The sequence below is a fragment of the Tsukamurella sp. II2bb genome, assembly GCF_057815145.1.
Window position 1 is genome coordinate 139546 of sequence record NZ_JBYPZI010000007.1, and the last position, 16186, is coordinate 155731.

At 70.8% G+C, this 16186-nt stretch carries 17 protein-coding genes; 11 read left to right on the plus strand and 6 right to left on the minus strand.

The features are described from left to right. Positions 1-123: 123 nt before the first annotated feature. From AC21LY_RS16630 to AC21LY_RS16640, 3 genes are all read left to right on the plus strand, one after another. Complete coding sequence (locus AC21LY_RS16630; protein WP_489047662.1) at positions 124-462, plus strand: ArsR/SmtB family transcription factor; 339 nt, start codon at positions 124-126, stop codon at positions 460-462. 11 nt (positions 463-473) lie between these two features. After that, positions 474-953 (plus strand): SRPBCC family protein, encoded by a 480-nt coding sequence (locus AC21LY_RS16635; RefSeq protein ID WP_489047663.1) that lies wholly within the window; start codon positions 474-476, stop codon positions 951-953. Between the two features lie 120 nt (positions 954-1073). Further along, complete coding sequence (locus AC21LY_RS16640; RefSeq protein ID WP_489047664.1) at positions 1074-1682, plus strand: Uma2 family endonuclease; 609 nt, start codon at positions 1074-1076, stop codon at positions 1680-1682. A gap of 6 nt (positions 1683-1688) precedes the next feature. Here the strand turns inward: AC21LY_RS16640 and crtI are convergent, their stop codons facing one another. From crtI to AC21LY_RS16660, 4 genes are all read right to left on the minus strand, one after another. Then, a complete protein-coding gene (gene crtI, locus AC21LY_RS16645; protein ID WP_489047665.1) occupies positions 1689-3140 on the minus strand; it encodes a phytoene desaturase family protein in 1452 nt (483 codons plus the stop codon). An 81-nt stretch (positions 3141-3221) separates the two neighbouring features. Next, entirely contained in the window at positions 3222-3668 is a 447-nt protein-coding gene (locus AC21LY_RS16650; RefSeq protein ID WP_489047666.1) for a universal stress protein, read from the minus strand. Between the two features lie 45 nt (positions 3669-3713). After that, positions 3714-4052, minus strand: coding sequence for a hypothetical protein (locus AC21LY_RS16655; protein WP_489047667.1), 339 nt, complete (start codon positions 4050-4052; stop codon positions 3714-3716). 3 nt (positions 4053-4055) lie between these two features. Continuing rightward, complete coding sequence (locus AC21LY_RS16660; RefSeq protein ID WP_489047668.1) at positions 4056-5735, minus strand: sodium:solute symporter family protein; 1680 nt, start codon at positions 5733-5735, stop codon at positions 4056-4058. Positions 5736-6066: 331 nt separating this feature from the next. Between AC21LY_RS16660 and AC21LY_RS16665 the strand changes: the two genes are divergently transcribed. From AC21LY_RS16665 to galE, 4 genes are all read left to right on the plus strand, one after another. After that, positions 6067-6960 carry a DeoR/GlpR family DNA-binding transcription regulator gene (locus AC21LY_RS16665; protein ID WP_489047669.1) on the plus strand — a complete coding sequence of 298 codons (894 nt, stop codon included), beginning with the start codon at positions 6067-6069 and terminating at the stop codon, positions 6958-6960. Positions 6961-6997: 37 nt separating this feature from the next. Beyond that, on the plus strand, positions 6998-8134 hold the full coding sequence (galT, locus tag AC21LY_RS16670; RefSeq protein ID WP_489047670.1) for a galactose-1-phosphate uridylyltransferase: 1137 nt from the start codon (positions 6998-7000) through the stop codon (positions 8132-8134). Next, positions 8131-9231: a galactokinase gene (gene galK / locus AC21LY_RS16675; RefSeq protein ID WP_489047671.1), complete on the plus strand. Its 1101-nt coding sequence runs from the start codon at positions 8131-8133 to the stop codon at positions 9229-9231. Before galT ends, galK begins: the two co-directional genes overlap by 4 nt. A gap of 89 nt (positions 9232-9320) precedes the next feature. Then, positions 9321-10316: a UDP-glucose 4-epimerase GalE gene (gene galE, locus AC21LY_RS16680; protein ID WP_489047672.1), complete on the plus strand. Its 996-nt coding sequence runs from the start codon at positions 9321-9323 to the stop codon at positions 10314-10316. A gap of 22 nt (positions 10317-10338) precedes the next feature. Here the strand turns inward: galE and AC21LY_RS16685 are convergent, their stop codons facing one another. Further along, on the minus strand, positions 10339-10650 hold the full coding sequence (locus AC21LY_RS16685; RefSeq protein ID WP_489047673.1) for an EthD family reductase: 312 nt from the start codon (positions 10648-10650) through the stop codon (positions 10339-10341). A 306-nt stretch (positions 10651-10956) separates the two neighbouring features. Here AC21LY_RS16685 and dnaK point away from each other — a divergent pair, with 306 nt between their 5' ends. Genes dnaK through AC21LY_RS16705 form a run of 4 tightly spaced genes read left to right on the plus strand, consistent with a single transcriptional unit; the run spans position 10957 to position 15000 of the window. Continuing rightward, entirely contained in the window at positions 10957-12795 is a 1839-nt protein-coding gene (dnaK, locus tag AC21LY_RS16690; protein ID WP_489047674.1) for a molecular chaperone DnaK, read from the plus strand. Further along, the gene (gene grpE, locus AC21LY_RS16695) at positions 12795-13370 is read left to right on the plus strand and encodes a nucleotide exchange factor GrpE (protein ID WP_489047675.1); all 576 of its coding nucleotides are present in this window, start codon (positions 12795-12797) and stop codon (positions 13368-13370) included. Before dnaK ends, grpE begins: the two co-directional genes overlap by 1 nt. Positions 13371-13387: 17 nt before the next feature. Continuing rightward, entirely contained in the window at positions 13388-14605 is a 1218-nt protein-coding gene (gene dnaJ / locus AC21LY_RS16700) for a molecular chaperone DnaJ (RefSeq protein ID WP_489047676.1), read from the plus strand. Further along, complete coding sequence (locus AC21LY_RS16705) at positions 14602-15000, plus strand: heat shock protein transcriptional repressor HspR (protein WP_489047677.1); 399 nt, start codon at positions 14602-14604, stop codon at positions 14998-15000. The genes dnaJ and AC21LY_RS16705 overlap by 4 nt, the downstream gene beginning before the upstream one ends. Positions 15001-15033: 33 nt before the next feature. Here AC21LY_RS16705 and AC21LY_RS16710 read toward each other — a convergent pair whose 3' ends face one another. Continuing rightward, positions 15034-16182: an FAD-binding oxidoreductase gene (locus tag AC21LY_RS16710; protein WP_489047678.1), complete on the minus strand. Its 1149-nt coding sequence runs from the start codon at positions 16180-16182 to the stop codon at positions 15034-15036. Between the last annotated feature and the right edge of the window lie 4 nt (positions 16183-16186).

The window sequence follows — 16186 nt, forward strand, 5'->3', positions numbered from 1 at the left end:
CAACACCCTGGTGTCAAGTGAGCGCCACTCCGCAGTGAGAGCGCTCGGCACGAAATCTATCACCTGCGCCTCTTCGGCAGAACCGCTTGCGCCGCCACTGTGACGGCCGTAACGTACAACGTGATGGTTGTAGATGAACTGGCGCCGGACGAGGCGGATCGCCTCTTCCACGCCCTTGCGGATCGCACGCGGCGGGACATCGTCGTCCGGGTGATCGAGCGGGAGCGCTCCGTCACGGAGCTCGCCCGCGGCTACGAGATGAGCTTCGCGGCGGTGCAGAAGCACGTCGCCGTGCTGGAGAAGGCGGGGCTCATCGTCAAGACCCGGCGGGGCCGCGAGGCCCTGGTTCGACCCGACGTCGAGACCATCGCGCGCGGCACCCGCCTGCTGCGCGCTTACGAGGACCTGTGGCGCGCGCGAGTCGCGCGCATGGACGCGCTGCTGGAGCGCCCGACCGACTGAGGAGACCCGTCATGCCCGTGCTCACCACCGGCGCCGATCGCGAGGCGCTCACCTTCACTCTCGAGGCGGAGTTCGCCGCCACACCGGAACGGGTCTGGCAGCTGTGGGAGGACCCGCGGCTGTTGGAGAAGTGGTGGGGCCCGCCGACCTGGCCGGCCACCTTCGTCCGCCACGAGCTGCGACCCGGCGGCGAGTCGCGGTACTACATGACCGGCCCGGACGGTACGAAGGCCGGCGGGTGGTTCTCGACGGTGTCCGCCGACGCACCGTCGACCTTCACCTTCCGTGACGGCTTCGCGGGCGAGGACGGCGAGCCCGTCGACCCGGAGGACTACTCCACGACCACCGTGGTGATCACCCCCGACGGCGACCGGACCCACATGACCCTCGTCGCGAGCCACCGGTCGCTCGAGCAACTCGACCGCGTGCTGGAGATGGGTATGGCGGAGGGGATGACCGAGGCGATGAATCAGATCGACGCGCTGCTCTGAAGGGCTGTGCGGCGACGGCCCACGCCGTGAGGAGCGGCTGTGATCGACGTCACGAGAACCTGTCGGTGGGCCTCGGCATGATGCGGGCATGGGACGTACTCTGAGGGCGAGGTGATGACCATGGCCGCCCCGCTGCACAAGGACTCCGCGTTCGATCCGCTCGTGGATCTCGCGGGCTTGTGGACCACGGCGCTCGCCGAACGCTACCTTCCCCTGCCCGAGTTGCCTCCCGCGTATTACGAGTGCGAGGAGGGGAGGCTCGTCATGAGTCCACGGGAGGGGAACCCGAACAACTGGGCGAACGGGCGCATGCTCATGGTGCTCGTCGCAGCTGCCGAGCCGGCCGGGTACCTCGTGTACAGCTCCATCAACATGAGGTTCAGCGATCAGACGTGGCTGGAACCCGACATGGCGGTCCTCCGGAAGCAGCCCGACGATCTCACGTGGACGGAGGCGGAGGACGTGCTCATCCACATCGAGTTCGTCTCGCCCGGCAGCCGCCGGCGGGACCGGATCGACAAGCCCGCCCTGTGCGCTCGGGCCGGCGTGCCCTATTACCTGCTCGTCGAGGTGGACCGGAAGCGAGTACTGGTCGAGTTGCATCGTCTGGTCGGGGACGCCTACGCGGAGGTGGCGCGCGCCGCCGACGGCGAGCGATTCGTCACGGATGTGCCGTTCCCGCTGGACTTCGACCCCGAGGTCCTGCTCGAACGGCACGCTCGGCGATAGGCACCGTCAGGCCCGGGCGGTGAGGGCCTCCGCAGCGAGGCGACCAGAGATCAAGGCGGGCGGCACGCCCACGCCGGGGTGCGTCATCGAGCCCGCGAGCACGGCGTTCGCGATCCCCGGGACCCGCTGCGGCCGGCGCAGGGGTCCGGTCTGGGTGAGCGTGTGCGCCGCGGCGAACGGGGTGCCGGCCGACATGCCCTGTCGGGCCCAGTCCGCGGGGGTGTCGGTGTGCAGCACCTCGGCGGTGTCCATGCCGCGGTAGCCGCGGCCCGCCAGCACGCGCAGGACGTCGCGCACGTACTGCGGTCCGATCGCGTCCCAGTCCAGCGGGGCGGACTCCAGGTTCGGGCAGGGCGCGAGGACGCTGACGGGACCGGGTTCTCCGGTCGTGACCGACGGTCGCGTGATCAGGAACGACGGGTCGCTCATCACCCGGCCGCGGCCCCGCGTCGCGGTGATCTCGGCGAAGGTCCGCTCCCACTCGACGCCGAAGTCCAGCGTGTGATGCGCCTGCGTGGGCCAGTGCTCCTGCGGGTCCGGGTCCACGTCGAGGTGCGCGACCACGGCCGACGGTGACAGTCGCACCCGTCGCGGGGCCCGTCCGCCGAGCGACGCGATCAGCCGGTCGGTGACGGGGGCGTCGGCGGTGAGCACCGCACCGTCGAAGGCGAGCCGCCGCACGCCCTCGGCCGAACGCGCCCGGAGCCCCGTCACGCGGCCGCGGAGTCCGTCGAGGCCGAGCGCCTCGTGCCCGAGGAGGACGGTGCCGCCGGCCCGCTCCACCTGCCGGGCCATGACCTCGGCGACCCGCCCCATGCCGGCGCGCGGGTACCAGACGCCGAGGCCGACGTCCATGTGCGAGATCACGGCGTACACTGCCCGCGCCGCCGACGGGGAGACGCCGGCGTACAGCGCCTGGAAGGTGAGCATGCGGCGGGCGCGCTCGTCGTCGACCCGACGGTCCACCTGATGCTGCATCGAGCGCAGCGCACCGAGTCGCACCAGCCGGCCGAGTGCGGCGAGGTCGCGCGGGTTGGCGTAGGAGCCCCACGCCGCATCGCCGGCGATGAACCGCTCGTAGGCGGCGTCGAACATCGCCTCCTGCCAGCGCATGTGCCCGTCGGCGGCGAGGTCGTCCGGCACGTGCAGGACGCTCGGGGCGCGGCCGTCCAGCGCAGGGAAGCGGCCCGCGTAGGCGGGCGTCACGGGTAGGAGGTCCAGCTCGTCCTCGGCGTCGAGGCGGTCCAGTCCGCCGGCGGCGAGCGCGTCGAGGACGAGGCCGGGCATCGTCAGCACACTGGCGCCGGGATCGACGAGCTGCCCGCCGATCGACTCCGATCCCGCGCGCCCGCCTACTCGCTCCGATCGTTCGACGACGGTGACCGCGTGGCCCGCGCCGAGCAGGTGCAGCGCCGCCGACAGCCCGGACAACCCGGCCCCGATGATTCCGATGTGCACCCGACGAGTCTAGGAACGCCTCGCGGATGCCGTCACCCGCCGCGATCAGAACCGCGGCGGGCGAGGCCGGTGGGGCGCGGGTTACGTCGTGTGCGCGATGAGCACGTCGCAGTCGGCGCGGAAGGCGATGTCCGACGGGATCGACCCGAGGAGCCGGCCGGACAGCCGGTTCATGCCGCGGTTACCGACGACGGCGAGCGCGGGAGCGTGCTCCCTCGCCGTCGTGAGCAGGGCGTTGACGGCGTCGCCGACCACCAGCAGCGCCTCGACGTCGGTCGCGCCCGCGCCCTCGGCTGCCGACACCCCCGCCGCGAGGGCCTTCTCCGCGGCCTCGGAGCCGGTCACCCGGAACCGGGTGTCGTCGAGCCCCGGCGTCCGCGCCGCCTGGTCCCGCGCGGACAGCGGATGGTGGGCGCAGACGACGAGGAGTGGGGTCGCGGTGGCGGACGCGAGATCGGCCGCGGTGGTCACCGCCGCCAGTGACGTCTCGGAACCGTCGGTTCCGACGACGATCGTGGAGTATTTCATGTCAGGTTCCTGTCTCTCGATGATGCTGCCGGGGCGCTGGGGCGTCTAGTGATGCGGGGGGCCGCCGGTGCCGGCCGCGTCGCCGGGGGCCGGCGGCAGCGGCGGCTTGGCCCATACCCACCCGAAGAAGCAGATGCCGGCCGCGAGCATGACGACGCCGGACCACAGGTTGAGGGCGATACCGCCCGCCATCGCGCGATCGGAGTCCGGGGTGTGGACCAGCCCCAGGATCGTCAGGAGCGTGCCGTACACCGTGAACAGCAGCCCGATCACGGATCGGAGATCGAAGAGCGAGGCCAGCAGGGTCGCCTTCGCCTGGTCCGCGGCGGGAGCCGGGGCCGGGTTCGAGGCCGGGCCGGCAACGGATTCGGGATTGTCGGACATAGGTCACCACCAGAGCAGATAGAGGAGCGCGGTCATTGTGAGAACGGCGCCGCCCATGACGGCCGGCGATCGGAACCAGGCCTGCTTGACGGCGACGGTGCCGGTCGTCGCCTCGAGGCCCCACATCAGGCCGGCCAGTTCGCCCTCCGTCTTCGGCGTGGTGAACTGCGTCACCGCGTAGCCGACGACGATCGATGTGACGAACGCCGCCGATGCGCCGAGGAAGCTGCCCGCCTGGGAGGAGACGGTGATGACGCCCGCCCGGTGGAGGACGTCGACCGCGACGGCCGCGCCCACGCCGGCGAGGAGCCCTGTCCAGCCCGCGGTGCCGCTCATCTTCCGCCAGAAGAGGCCGAAGATGAAGATGCCGAACAGCGGAGCGTTGAAGAAGCTCGCGAGCGCCTGGATGTAGTCCATCAGGTTCGCGAAGCTGCTCGCGAGGAACGCCGAGAAGATCGCGACGATGCACCCGGCGACCGTGACGATCCTGCCGACCCTGAGGTAGTAGTCGTCCGTTCGACCCGGGCGGACCCAGTCCTGCCAGAGGTCGTACGTCACGACGGTGTTGAAGGAGCTGACGTTCGCGGCCATGCCGGCCATGAACGCCGCGAGCAGACCCGCGATCGCCACACCGAGGATGCCGTTCGGCAGGACCTCCTTCATCAGCAGCGAGAGCACGTTGTTGAAGGTCACGCCGTCGCCGGTGCCGCCGTTCTTCAGGTCGACGATGTTCGGCAGCAGCACGCCGGCGACGACACCGGGGACGATGATCACGAACGGCAGGAGTGCCTTCGGGAACGCGGCCAGGATCGGCGTCATGCGGCCGGCGTTGACGTCCTTCGCGGACATCGCGCGCTGCACCTCGGCGAAGTTCGTGGTCCAGTAGCCGAAGGACAGCACGAAACCGAGGCCGAAGACGATGCCGAACACCGAGAGGAGCGGGTTCGCGATCTCCGTCATGCCGGTGCCGGGCCATGCGGAGAGCTGCTCCGAGCCGCCCACGCTGGCGGTGACCTTCTCCACCAGGCCGTCCCACCCGCCGACGCGGGCGAGACCGGCGACGGTGATCGGCACCAGCAGTGCGAGGATCACGAAGAACTGCAGCACCTCGTTGTAGATGGCCGCAGTGAGGCCGCCGAAGAAGGTGTACGACAGGACCACCAGCGCCGCGATCGGGATGGCCACCTCCATCGGCCACCCGAGGAGGGCCTCGAGCACGAGGCCGAGCGAGAAGAGGTTGATGCCGGCGATCAGCAGCGACGCGATCGCGAAGACGAGGCCCTGGACACGCTGGGTGGTCTTGTTGAACCGCAGGGCCAGGTACTCGGGGACGCTGCGCGCCTTGCTGCCGTAGTAGAACGGCATCATCACGATGCCCAGGAAGACCATGGCCGGGATCGCGCCGATCCAGTAGTAGTGCACCGTGGGGATGCCGTACTTCGCGCCGTTCGCGGTCATGCCGATCAGCTCGATGGCGCCGAGGTTGGCCGAGATGAACGCGAGGCTCGTCACCCAGGACGGCAGCGAGCGGCCGGACAGCAGGAAGTCGAGGCTGGATGAGATGGAGCGGCGCGCGACCAGGCCGATCCCCAGCACGAGCACGAAGTAGAACGCGACGAGCACGTAGTCGAACCAGTTGGCGTGCAGCCGAAGCAGTTCCGATGTTGCGAGGAGGTCGGTCACGGCCGTGCCCCCGGCTCCGGATCGGGCGGTTGGCTGGTTGTCGTCATCGCGTGTCTCCAATCTGAGTGGATGGGTCTGCCGCACCACGGTCCCGTCGACCCGCGTGGCGAGCGCGCGAGTCGAACAGAAATCAACACGCGGTGCGGCGCGCCGCGATGGTGCTAGGGAGCTGTCCGCACCCGTTGCCCACCGTTTATGTGGCGCAGGCCACATCCTGACACTCCGATGTTCATGTTGGCAAGTGTTGATTATTGAGTAGATGTGTGCGAAATTGATGGTGATAGTGTGAGTCGCGTCACTGAGAAGGGCGTGTCGACCAGAGGAGTCAATGATGCTTGCGCGACAACGCCAGGACGAGATCCTCGCCCGGGTCTCCGCGGCCGGGGCGGTGAAGGTGACCGAGCTCTGCGAGGTCTTCGGGGTCTCCGACATGACGATCCGCCGGGACGTCAAGGACCTGGAGGAGCGGGGCCTGGTCGAGCGCGTCCACGGGGGCGTCACCCTGCCCAGGGCGACCAGCGTGGACGAGCCGGGATTCATCAACAAGTCGACGCAGCAGCTACAGGCCAAACGGGCCATCGGCGCCGCGGCGGCGCGGCTGGTGCGGCCCGGGACCTGCATCGGCATTTCGGGCGGCACCACGACGCACCACTTCGCGCAGGAGGTCCTGGGGGTCCCGGACCTCACGGTGGTGACGAACTCGCTGCCGGTGGCCGACGTCTTCTACGAGCGGGGCCGCAGGGATCAGACCGTGCTGCTCACCGGCGGCGAGCGGACGCGGTCGATGGCGCTGGTCGGCCCGCTCGCGGTGTCCGCCGTCCAGCGGCTCCACCTCGACGTGCTCTTCCTCGGCACCCACGGGTTCGATGACGATGCCGGACTGACCTGTCCGCAGCTGCCGGAGGCGCAGACCTGCCAGGCCCTCGCCGCCGCGGCGCGCCGGGTGGTCGTCCTCGCGGATCACACGAAATGGGGGGTCACGGCGCTGGCCACCACGCTGCGGCTGTCCGAGATCGACGTTCTGGTCACCGACGCGATGCTCGACCGCGGCGCGCGGCAGTCGTTGACGGACAACGCCGTCGACGTCATCGTCGCGCCTGCCGACGCCGGGCCGGCGACCGGTGGCACCGGCGGCGCGCCGGGCATCGACGGGGCGTCGGGCACCGTCGGAGCCGAGGCGCCGGGCATCGATCCGGGCGTCCGCCCGGATCCGGATCAGTTGTAGGGCCACGACAGGAAAGGCGCCGACGCCAGTGAACCGGATGACACCCGTGCCCGTTCGGGCGAGCCTCGCGGACGGGCGCGAGATCCTCTACTTCTCGACAGGGGAGCCGGCCGCGCCCATGCCGGACCTGCGCGACCTGCCGCGGCGCCCGGAGGAGACCCCCACCGAGGTCCGCTTCGACGCACAGCTGGGGGACTGGGTGATGATCGCCCCGGCGCGGCAGGAGCGCACGTACAAACCGCCGCGGTCGATGTGTCCGCTGTGCCCGGACCCCGAGGGCCTCTCGAGCGAGGTCCCGGCGGCCGACTACGAGGTCGCGGTCTTCGAGAACCGCTTCCCCTCGTTGTCGACCGCGCACACGGGCTCCGGCTTCGTCCTGCGGGAGCCCGGGCAGGTCGGCGCCGCGGCCCCGGGCTACGGCCGGTGCGAGGTGGTGTGCTTCAGCAGCGACCACGAGGGCTCCTTCGCGAGCCTGACCCGCGAGCGGGCCAGGCTCGTCATCGACGTGTGGGCGCACCGCACCGCCGACCTCCTCGCGCGGGACGGCGTCGCCGAGGTGCACTGCTTCGAGAACCGGGGGGAGGAGATCGGCGTCACCCTCGCACACCCGCACGGACAGATCTACGCCTATCCGTTCCGCACCCATCGCACTACGAGCCTGCTCGGGCGCGCGGTGGAGCACCGGCGCGAACACGGGAGCAACCTGTTCGAGGACGTCCTGGCGATGGAGGCGGGGTCCGGTGACCGCGTGATCCTGCGGACCGAGCACGTGACCGCCTTCGTTCCGTTCGCGGCGCGCTGGCCCGCTGAGGTCCACGTCTACCCGAATCGTCATTGCCACAACCTCACCGAACTGACCGACGTCGAGGCCGACGAGCTCGCCGAGGTCTACCTCGCCGTGCTCCGGGGGTACGACGCGCTGTACGGCACCCCGCTGCCGTACATCGCGACCTGGCATCAGTACCGCGCACCGGATTCCGAGCCGGTGCCGGGTGACCCCGAACCGGAGGGCTACCTGCACGCGGAACTCTTCTCGGTCCGCCGCAGCGCGGACAAGCTCAAGTTCCTCGCCGGCTCCGAGTCCGCGCGCGACGCCTTCGTCACCGACAAGACACCGGAGCGCGTGGCCGAGGAGCTGCGCGAGGCCGTCGCCCGAGCGAGGGCCGCCGCGTGACCGCGATCCGCGCGTACGCACCGGGGCGCGTGAACCTGATCGGGGAGCACACCGATTACAACCGGGGCTACGCCCTCCCGGTGGCGCTCCAGGTGGGCACCGTCGTCGAGTATCAGCCGGAGCCCGGGGCGGCCACCCTCACCGCCGTGTCGGAGGGGCAGGGTGATGCGGTGGTCATCGACCTCGACACCACCCCCGGCGACGTGACCGGGTGGGGTGCGTACGTGGCGGGATGCGTCTGGGCCCTGCGCGCGGCCGGCCGGAGCGTGGCCGGCGGACGGATCAGTATCCGCTCCGATCTGCCGCTCGGTGCCGGGCTGTCGTCCTCGCACTCGCTCGAATGCGCCGTGCTGCTCGCCCTCGACGCCACGCAGCACGGCGGCCCCGCTGACCGGCACACGATCGCGCACCTGGCCCAGCGGGTCGAGCACGCGTACCTCGGCGCGCCCACCGGCCTGCTGGACCAGCTCGCGATCCTCTACGGGGAGCCGGACACCGCGATGCTCATCGACTTCGACACCCTCGCCGTGACGACGGTGCCCATGCGCATCCCGGGCGACGGTGGCGGCGGCCCGGTGGAGTTGCTGGTGATCGACTCCTGTTCGCCGCACCGGCACGCGGCCGGCGAGTACGCCGAGCGTCGCGACACCTGCATGGCCGCGGCGGATCTGCTCGAGGTGCCGTCGCTGCGGTATGCGCGCCCCGACGCGTGGCGGGCGCTTCCGCCCGGCGCGGTGCGGCGGCGCGCCCGTCACGTGCTCACCGAGAACGACCGGGTGCTGCTCGCCGCACGCGCGCTGGCCGACGGGGATGCGGCGGCGCTGGGCCGCCTGATGACGGCGTCCCATGCGTCCATGCGGGACGACTTCGAGATCACGACGCCGGCGATCGACCGCATCGTGGAGGCGGCGCTCGGGCTCGGCGCGCTCGGCGCCCGCATGACGGGCGGTGGGTTCGGCGGTTCCGTCGTCGCGATCGTTCCCGCGGGCGCGGTCGACGGCCTGCGCGCGGACCTGCCGGGCACCGTCGGGGCTGCGGGGTATCCGCGGCCCGTGGTCCACGTGATACGCGCGGGCGCCGGTGCGCACCTGCGGTGACCGGCCGTGACGGGCGGTCATGACGGGTGGCCGCGACGGCGCGGCGACCACCGCCGGGCGGCGACGGTCCGGCGAGAAGGAGGACGAGGATGAGGCTACTGGTCACGGGCGGCGCGGGATACGTCGGCAGCGTGTGCGCCCAGGTGCTGATCGAGCGCGGACACGAGGTCACCGTGCTGGATTCGTTGATCACGGGCAACCGGGACGCGATCCCGGGCGGCGCCGAGTTCGTGGAGGGCGATGTCCGGGACGCCGCGGCACCGCTCCTCGCCGCCCACCCGTTCGACGGCGTGATCCACTGCGCGGCGCGGTCGCTCGTGGGGGAGTCGGTCGTGGCGCCCGAGCAGTACTGGTACGGGAACGTGGTCACCTCGCTGGCGCTGCTGGAGGGGATGCGGCTCGCGGGGACCCCGCGCCTGGTGTTCTCCTCGACGGCGGCGGTGTACGGGGAACCCGAACGCGTCCCGATCACCGAGGGCGCGCCGACCGCGCCCACCAATCCGTACGGCGCGACCAAGCTCGCGATCGACGCGGCGATCGGCTCGTACTCCCGCGCACACGGGCTCGCGGCGGTCTCCCTGCGGTACTTCAACGTCGCGGGCGCGTACCGGGGGTTCGGGGAGAACCGCGCCGTCGAGACGCACCTGGTCCCGCTCGTCCTGCAGACCGCGCTCGGGTACCGTCCGTCGATCTCGGTCTTCGGGACCGACTACCCGACGGCCGACGGGACGGCCGTGCGGGACTACATCCACGTCGCCGACCTCGCCGACGCGCACGTCCTCGCGCTCGGCCACGCCGAGCCCGGGCGGCACGACGTCTACAACCTGGGCTCCGGTGCGGGCTACTCGGTGCGCCAGGTGATCGATGTCTGCCGCGAGGTCACCGGCCTGCCCATCCCCACCGTCGAGGGGCCCCGTCGCGCCGGCGACCCCGCGGTCCTCGTCGCCTCGTCGCGGCGGGCGATCGCGGAACTCGGGTGGCGGCCCCGTCGGACCGAGCTGCGCGAGATCGTGGCGGACGCCTGGGAGCACCTCCGTTCGCTCGGCGACGACGCCCGGGCCGCGCGGTCGTCGGACGGGGGCTGATCCGCGGGGGCGGCCGCCCGGCCTACAGCGCGACCTCGGTGACCTCTGTGAAGACCATCGAGGCACCGCCGGTCGCGAAGTTGGCGACGTCCTTGCTCACCTCGCGGCCGGCGTCCGAGGTCAGTGCGGCGAGAAGGTCCGCCTTGCTGTCGAAGTACAGCTCCGCGACCTGATACACGTCCGGGGTGCTGCCGTCCAGCGTGTCGCCCTTCGAGACCGCGGCACTCCGCAGGCCCGGCAGCTTCGCCGCGAGCGGCAGGTGCGTGGTCGTGTAGTACTCGTCGAAGGCCGCGGGGTCGGTGGGCTGGTTGTAGAGCACGGTCAGGCGGTACATGGATCTCCTCGGTCGGCTGGGGATGCGCCCCCGACGCTACTGGTCCGACGGTGCCGCGCGGGCCGCTTCCGTCGCGGTGCGCTCCTGACCTGGGCCGACTCTTCTTGAGTGATATACGCTCAACTTTTTTCGCGAATCGGGAACATTTCCGCGGAGCCGCCCGTTGGACAGTGCGTACTACTTGAGCGTGATCCACTCAATGGGGTAGAACGGAAGCGTTCGTCCCTTGAGCCGGGGGCGCTGAAGTCCAGTCCGTAGGAAGAAACCATCGGCCGCATGCGGCCGCAACCAGGAGGCAATCAAAATATGGGACGTGCAGTAGGCATCGACCTCGGCACCACCAACTCGTGCGTCGCTGTCCTCGAGGGCGGCGAGGCGGTCGTGATCGCGAACGCCGAGGGCTCGCGGACCACCCCGTCGGTGGTCGCCTTCGCGCGCAACGGCGAGGTCCTGGTGGGGCAGCCCGCCAAGAACCAGGCCGTCACGAACGTCGACCGCACCATCCGTTCCGTCAAGCGCCACATCGGCACCGACTGGACGCAGAAGATCGACGACAAGGACTACACGAGCCAGGAGATCAGCGCTCGCACGCTGATGAAGCTCAAGCGCGACGCCGAGGCGTACCTGGGCGAGGACGTGACCGACGCCGTCGTCACCGTGCCCGCGTACTTCAATGACGCACAGCGCCAGGCCACCAAGGAAGCCGGCCAGATCGCGGGCCTGAACGTGCTCCGCATCGTCAACGAGCCCACCGCCGCCGCGCTCGCGTACGGCCTGGACAAGGGCGAGAAGGAGCAGACCATCCTGGTCTTCGACCTCGGTGGCGGCACCTTCGACGTCTCGCTGCTGGAGATCGGCGACGGTGTCGTCGAGGTCCGGGCGACCTCGGGCGACAACAACCTCGGTGGTGACGACTGGGATCAGCGCATCGTCGACTGGCTGGTCGAGAAGTTCAAGGCGCAGCACGGCATCGACCTGACCAAGGACAAGATGGCCATGCAGCGTCTGCGCGAGGCCGCCGAGAAGGCGAAGATCGAGCTGAGCTCGGGCCAGAGCACCTCGATCAACCTGCCGTACATCACGGTGGACGCGGACAAGAACCCGCTGTTCCTCGACGAGAACCTCACCCGCAGCGAGTTCCAGAAGATCACCAGTGATCTGCTCGAGCGCACCCGCACCCCGTTCCAGGCGGTCATCAAGGACGCCGGCATCTCCGTGGGCGACATCGACCATGTCGTGCTCGTCGGTGGCTCGACCCGTATGCCCGCCGTGACCGATCTGGTCAAGGAGCTCACGGGCGGCAAGGAGCCCAACAAGGGCGTCAACCCGGACGAGGTCGTGGCCGTCGGCGCCGCGCTCCAGGCCGGCGTGCTGCGCGGCGAGGTCAAGGACGTACTGCTGCTCGACGTCACCCCGCTGTCCCTCGGCATCGAGACCAAGGGCGGCGTGATGACCAAGCTCATCGAGCGCAACACCACCATCCCCACGAAGCGGTCCGAGACCTTCACCACGGCCGACGACAACCAGCCGTCGGTGCAGATCCAGGTCTTCCAGGGCGAGCGTGAGATCGCTGCGCACAACAAGTTGCTCGGCAGCTTCGAGCTGACCGGTATCGCGCCGGCGCCGCGCGGCGTGCCGCAGATCGAGGTCACCTTCGACATCGACGCCAACGGCATCGTGCACGTGACCGCGAAGGACAAGGGCACGGGCAAGGAGAACACCATCAAGATCTCCGACGGCAGCGGGCTGTCGCAGGAGGAGATCGACCGGATGATCAAGGACGCCGAGGCGCACGCCGCGGAGGACAAGGCTCGTCGCGAGGAGGCGGAGACCCGCAACCAGGCCGAGTCGCTGGTCAACCAGACCGAGAAGTTCCTCAAGGAGAACGAGGACAAGGTCCCGGCCGAGAACAAGACGAAGGTCGAGGCCGCGATCAAGGCCGCGAACGAGGCCCTGCAGGGCACTGACATCGCCGCCGTGAAGGCCGCCGTGGAGAAGCTCTCCGCCGAGTCGCAGGAGCTGGGCCAGGCGCTGTACGCGCAGGCCGGTGCCGAGGCGCAGGCCGACGGTGCCGCCGGCGCTCAGCAGGACGACGGTGTCGTCGATGCCGAGGTCGTGGACGAGGATCCGAAGGACGCCAAGTAATGACGAGCCCCGAGAATCCGGTGGAACCGGACGAGGTGACCGCCGAGGCCGTGGCGGAGGAATCCGCCGCGGCCCCGGCCGGGCCGGACGACACTGCCGCTGAGGCCGAGGTCGTGGAGGGGGCGCCGTCGAGCAAGGAGGCGGAACTCACCGCGGACCTGCAACGCGTCTCGGCGGAGTTCGCCAACTACCGCAAGCGGACCGCGCGCGAGGTGATCGACGCCCGGGCCGCGGGCAAGGCCTTCGTGGTCGGCGAGTTGCTGGTGGTCCTGGACGACCTGGACCGGGCCCGCAGCCACGGCGACCTCGAGGCCGGACCCCTGAAGTCCGTGTCCGACAAGCTCGACGGCGTGCTCAAGGGTCTCGGCCTCGAGCCCTTCGGCGCGGAGGGCGACGATTTCGATCCCGCCATCCACGAGGCCGTGCAGCACGAGGGCGACGGGTCCGACCCCGTGGTGGGGGCGGTCCTGCGCCAGGGATATCAGATCGATGGCAAGGTGATCCGCAATGCGATGGTCGCCGTCACGGACCGTCCGGCGGACGCACAGGTGCAGTCCGAGCAGGACGAGTCATAGAAAGGAGGTGATGCCCAGTGGCACAGAGGGAATGGGTTGAACAGGACTTCTACAAGGAGCTGGGCGTCAGCTCCAGCGCGAGTGCCGACGAGATCAAGAAGGCCTACCGCAAGCTGGCCCGCGAGCTGCACCCGGACGCGAATCCGGGCAACACGCAGGCCGAGGAACGGTTCAAGCGGGTCTCCGAGGCGCATGCCGTGCTGTCCGATCCGGCCAAGCGCAAGGAGTACGACGAGACACGGCGCCTCTTCGGCGGCGGTCGCTTCGGCTCCGGCGGTGCGGGCGGCGGCGGCTTCGGCTCCGGCGGATTCGGCAACGCCGGCGGCGGTGCGGGCGGGTTCTCCTTCTCGGACATCTTCGACGGTGCCGCCACCGGCAACGGCGGGGGCGGCTTCGGGGACATCTTTGAGGGCCTGTTCAACCGCGGCGGTGCGGGCGCGGGCCCCGGTCCGCAGCCCTCGCGGCCGCGCCGCGGCAGCGACCTGGAGTCCGAGCTCACGCTCGGCTTCCGGGACGCCACGCTGGGGGTGACCACGCCGATCACGCTGACCTCGCCCTCGCCGTGCATCACCTGCCACGGGTCCGGTGCCAAGCCGGGCACCAGTCCGCGGGTGTGCCAGACCTGCAACGGCTCCGGACTCGTCAGCCGGAACCAGGGTGCGTTCAGCTTCTCCGAGCCCTGCCCGGACTGCCGCGGTACCGGCTCGGTGATCGACGACCCCTGCCCCGACTGCACGGGCACCGGCGTCACCGTGCGTACCCGCACGGTGAACGTGAAGATCCCGCCCGGCGTCAAGGACGGCCAGCGCATCCGCCTGGCCGGCCAGGGGCAGGCGGGGATGCGCGGGGCACCGTCGGGCGACCTGTTCGTCACGGTCCACGTCGGAGCCGATGAGGTCTTCACCCGCAACGGTGACGATCTGCTCGTCACCCTGCCCGTCAGCTTCGCGGAGCTGGCGCTGGGGGCCACCGTCACCGTCCCCACGCTGGAACAGCCGGTGGGCGTGAAGATCCCGGCCGGCACCACCGACGGGCGCACCCTGCGGGTGCGCGGTCGCGGCGTGCCGAAGCGGGCGGGAGGACACGGCGACCTGCTCGTCAAGGTCCAGGTCGCGGTGCCGGGCTCGCTCGACGAGCGGGCGCAGGAGGCGCTGCGCGCCTACGCCGAGGCCGAGCGTGCCGCGGGCTTCGACCCGCGGGGCGGCTGGGCGGGAAGCGGTGCGGTGCAGCGATGAACGTCGACCAGCGTTTCCCCGATGATCCGGACGCCCACGTGTTCATGATCTCGGTGGCCGCGCAGCTCGCCGGGATGCACGCGCAGACCCTCCGCACGTACGACCGTCTCGGGCTCGTCACGCCCGAGCGGTCGGCGGGCGGGGGACGGCGCTACTCCTCGCGGGACGTCGAACTGCTGCGGGAGGTTCAGCGCCTCTCGCAGGACGAGGGCGTGAACCTCGCCGGCATCAAGCGGATCATCGACCTCACGAATCAGGTCGATGCGCTGCAGCGCCGGGTCGAGGAGCTCTCGGCGCAGGTCGAGGCCACGCGCCGCTCCGGCGGTGAGCTGGTGCACGTGCCGAAGAGCTCAGCCATGGTGCTCTGGCAGCCCCGCAGCCGCCGCAAGAGCTGATCGGCCGGACCCGCTCCCCGGTCCGGGAGTGGGTCAGAGCGGGTCGTGCACCAGGTCCTGCGGATCGGCGCCCCGCGCCACCGCGGCGTCGCTCGCGGCCCGCAGCAGCCCCCGGGGGCCCGCGATGAGCACGCGGTGTCCGGCCAGATCCAGGCCGGACATGGCGTCGACCAGCGAGCCGTGCCGCAGGGGGAGCGCGCGGTGACCCGTGGCAGGACGCTTGAGCCACCACGGGTCCGTGCGCGCGTCGGTCACCTGCGTGACCCGCAGCCACGGATTCGTCGCCGCGAGCGCGGCCAGCGAGTCCGCGTCGTACAACAACCCCGGCGATCGCGCCCCCACCAGGAGGTGCACGTCGGGGTTGTTCGCGTTCATGGACAGCGCCAGCAGGATCGACTTCATCGGCGCGAGGCCGGTCCCGCCGGCGATCATGGTGACGGGGCGGTCACCGTCGGGCCGCAGCAGCCCGTGGACCTGCCCGAACTGCCAGACGTCGCCGGGCCGGGTCTCGGCGAAGACGGTGCTGGAGAGGTACCCGCCCGGCACGGCACGGATGTGGAACTCCATCTGTCCCTGCGTGTTCGGCGGCATCGCGAGCGACAGTGGCCGCCACACCCGCGGCATCTGCGGGATCTGGGTCTCCACGTACTGGCCGGGCCGGAACAGGAGCGGCTCGTCGGCGACGAGCCGGACCACGGAGAGACCGGGGTGCGGGCGCAGCACCTCCACCACGCGGGCCGTGCGCCGGGCGGGCGTGGGGTCGGAGTGAGCGCCGCCGCGCATGACGCCGGTCAGCAGCTGCACGCCCTGCTCGAGAACCGCGGCGTCCTCCTCGTCCAGGCCGCCGTGCGGCTCGTAGACGGCGTGCACCTCTGCGATGAGCGCCGCCGACATCGTGGCGTAGTGCGCCTCGGTCAGCCCGTACTTGCGGTGATCGCGGCCGAGTTGCGCCAGGAATTCGATCAGATCGTCGTGCTGCTCGGTCTCGGCGACGGAGGTGAAGACGTGCTCGAGCACGCGCAGGAAGGTCGCGCGGTGTCCCGACATGTTGGCGGGGAAGAGCTCGCGCAGCGACGGGTCCATCGCGAACAGCCGCGCGAACAGGGCCTTGGTGAAGTCGTCGGCCACGGGCCGGAGGTCGGCCACGATCTGGGCCAGACCGTGCCGTGCATGCGCACCCACTGCC

Bases quoted from the DNA above. Each gene is read 5' to 3' on its own strand.
- AC21LY_RS16630 (WP_489047662.1), top strand. From the start codon at position 124: ATGGTTGTAGATGAACTGGCGCCGGACGAGGCGGATCGCCTCTTCCAC.
- AC21LY_RS16635 (WP_489047663.1), top strand. From the start codon at position 474: ATGCCCGTGCTCACCACCGGCGCCGATCGCGAGGCGCTCACCTTCACT.
- AC21LY_RS16640 (WP_489047664.1), top strand. From the start codon at position 1,074: ATGGCCGCCCCGCTGCACAAGGACTCCGCGTTCGATCCGCTCGTGGAT.
- AC21LY_RS16650 (WP_489047666.1), bottom strand. From the start codon at position 3,668: ATGAAATACTCCACGATCGTCGTCGGAACCGACGGTTCCGAGACGTCA.
- AC21LY_RS16655 (WP_489047667.1), bottom strand. From the start codon at position 4,052: ATGTCCGACAATCCCGAATCCGTTGCCGGCCCGGCCTCGAACCCGGCC.
- AC21LY_RS16665 (WP_489047669.1), top strand. From the start codon at position 6,067: ATGCTTGCGCGACAACGCCAGGACGAGATCCTCGCCCGGGTCTCCGCG.
- galT (WP_489047670.1), top strand. From the start codon at position 6,998: ATGACACCCGTGCCCGTTCGGGCGAGCCTCGCGGACGGGCGCGAGATC.
- galE (WP_489047672.1), top strand. From the start codon at position 9,321: ATGAGGCTACTGGTCACGGGCGGCGCGGGATACGTCGGCAGCGTGTGC.
- AC21LY_RS16685 (WP_489047673.1), bottom strand. From the start codon at position 10,650: ATGTACCGCCTGACCGTGCTCTACAACCAGCCCACCGACCCCGCGGCC.
- dnaK (WP_489047674.1), top strand. From the start codon at position 10,957: ATGGGACGTGCAGTAGGCATCGACCTCGGCACCACCAACTCGTGCGTC.
- grpE (WP_489047675.1), top strand. From the start codon at position 12,795: ATGACGAGCCCCGAGAATCCGGTGGAACCGGACGAGGTGACCGCCGAG.
- AC21LY_RS16705 (WP_489047677.1), top strand. From the start codon at position 14,602: ATGAACGTCGACCAGCGTTTCCCCGATGATCCGGACGCCCACGTGTTC.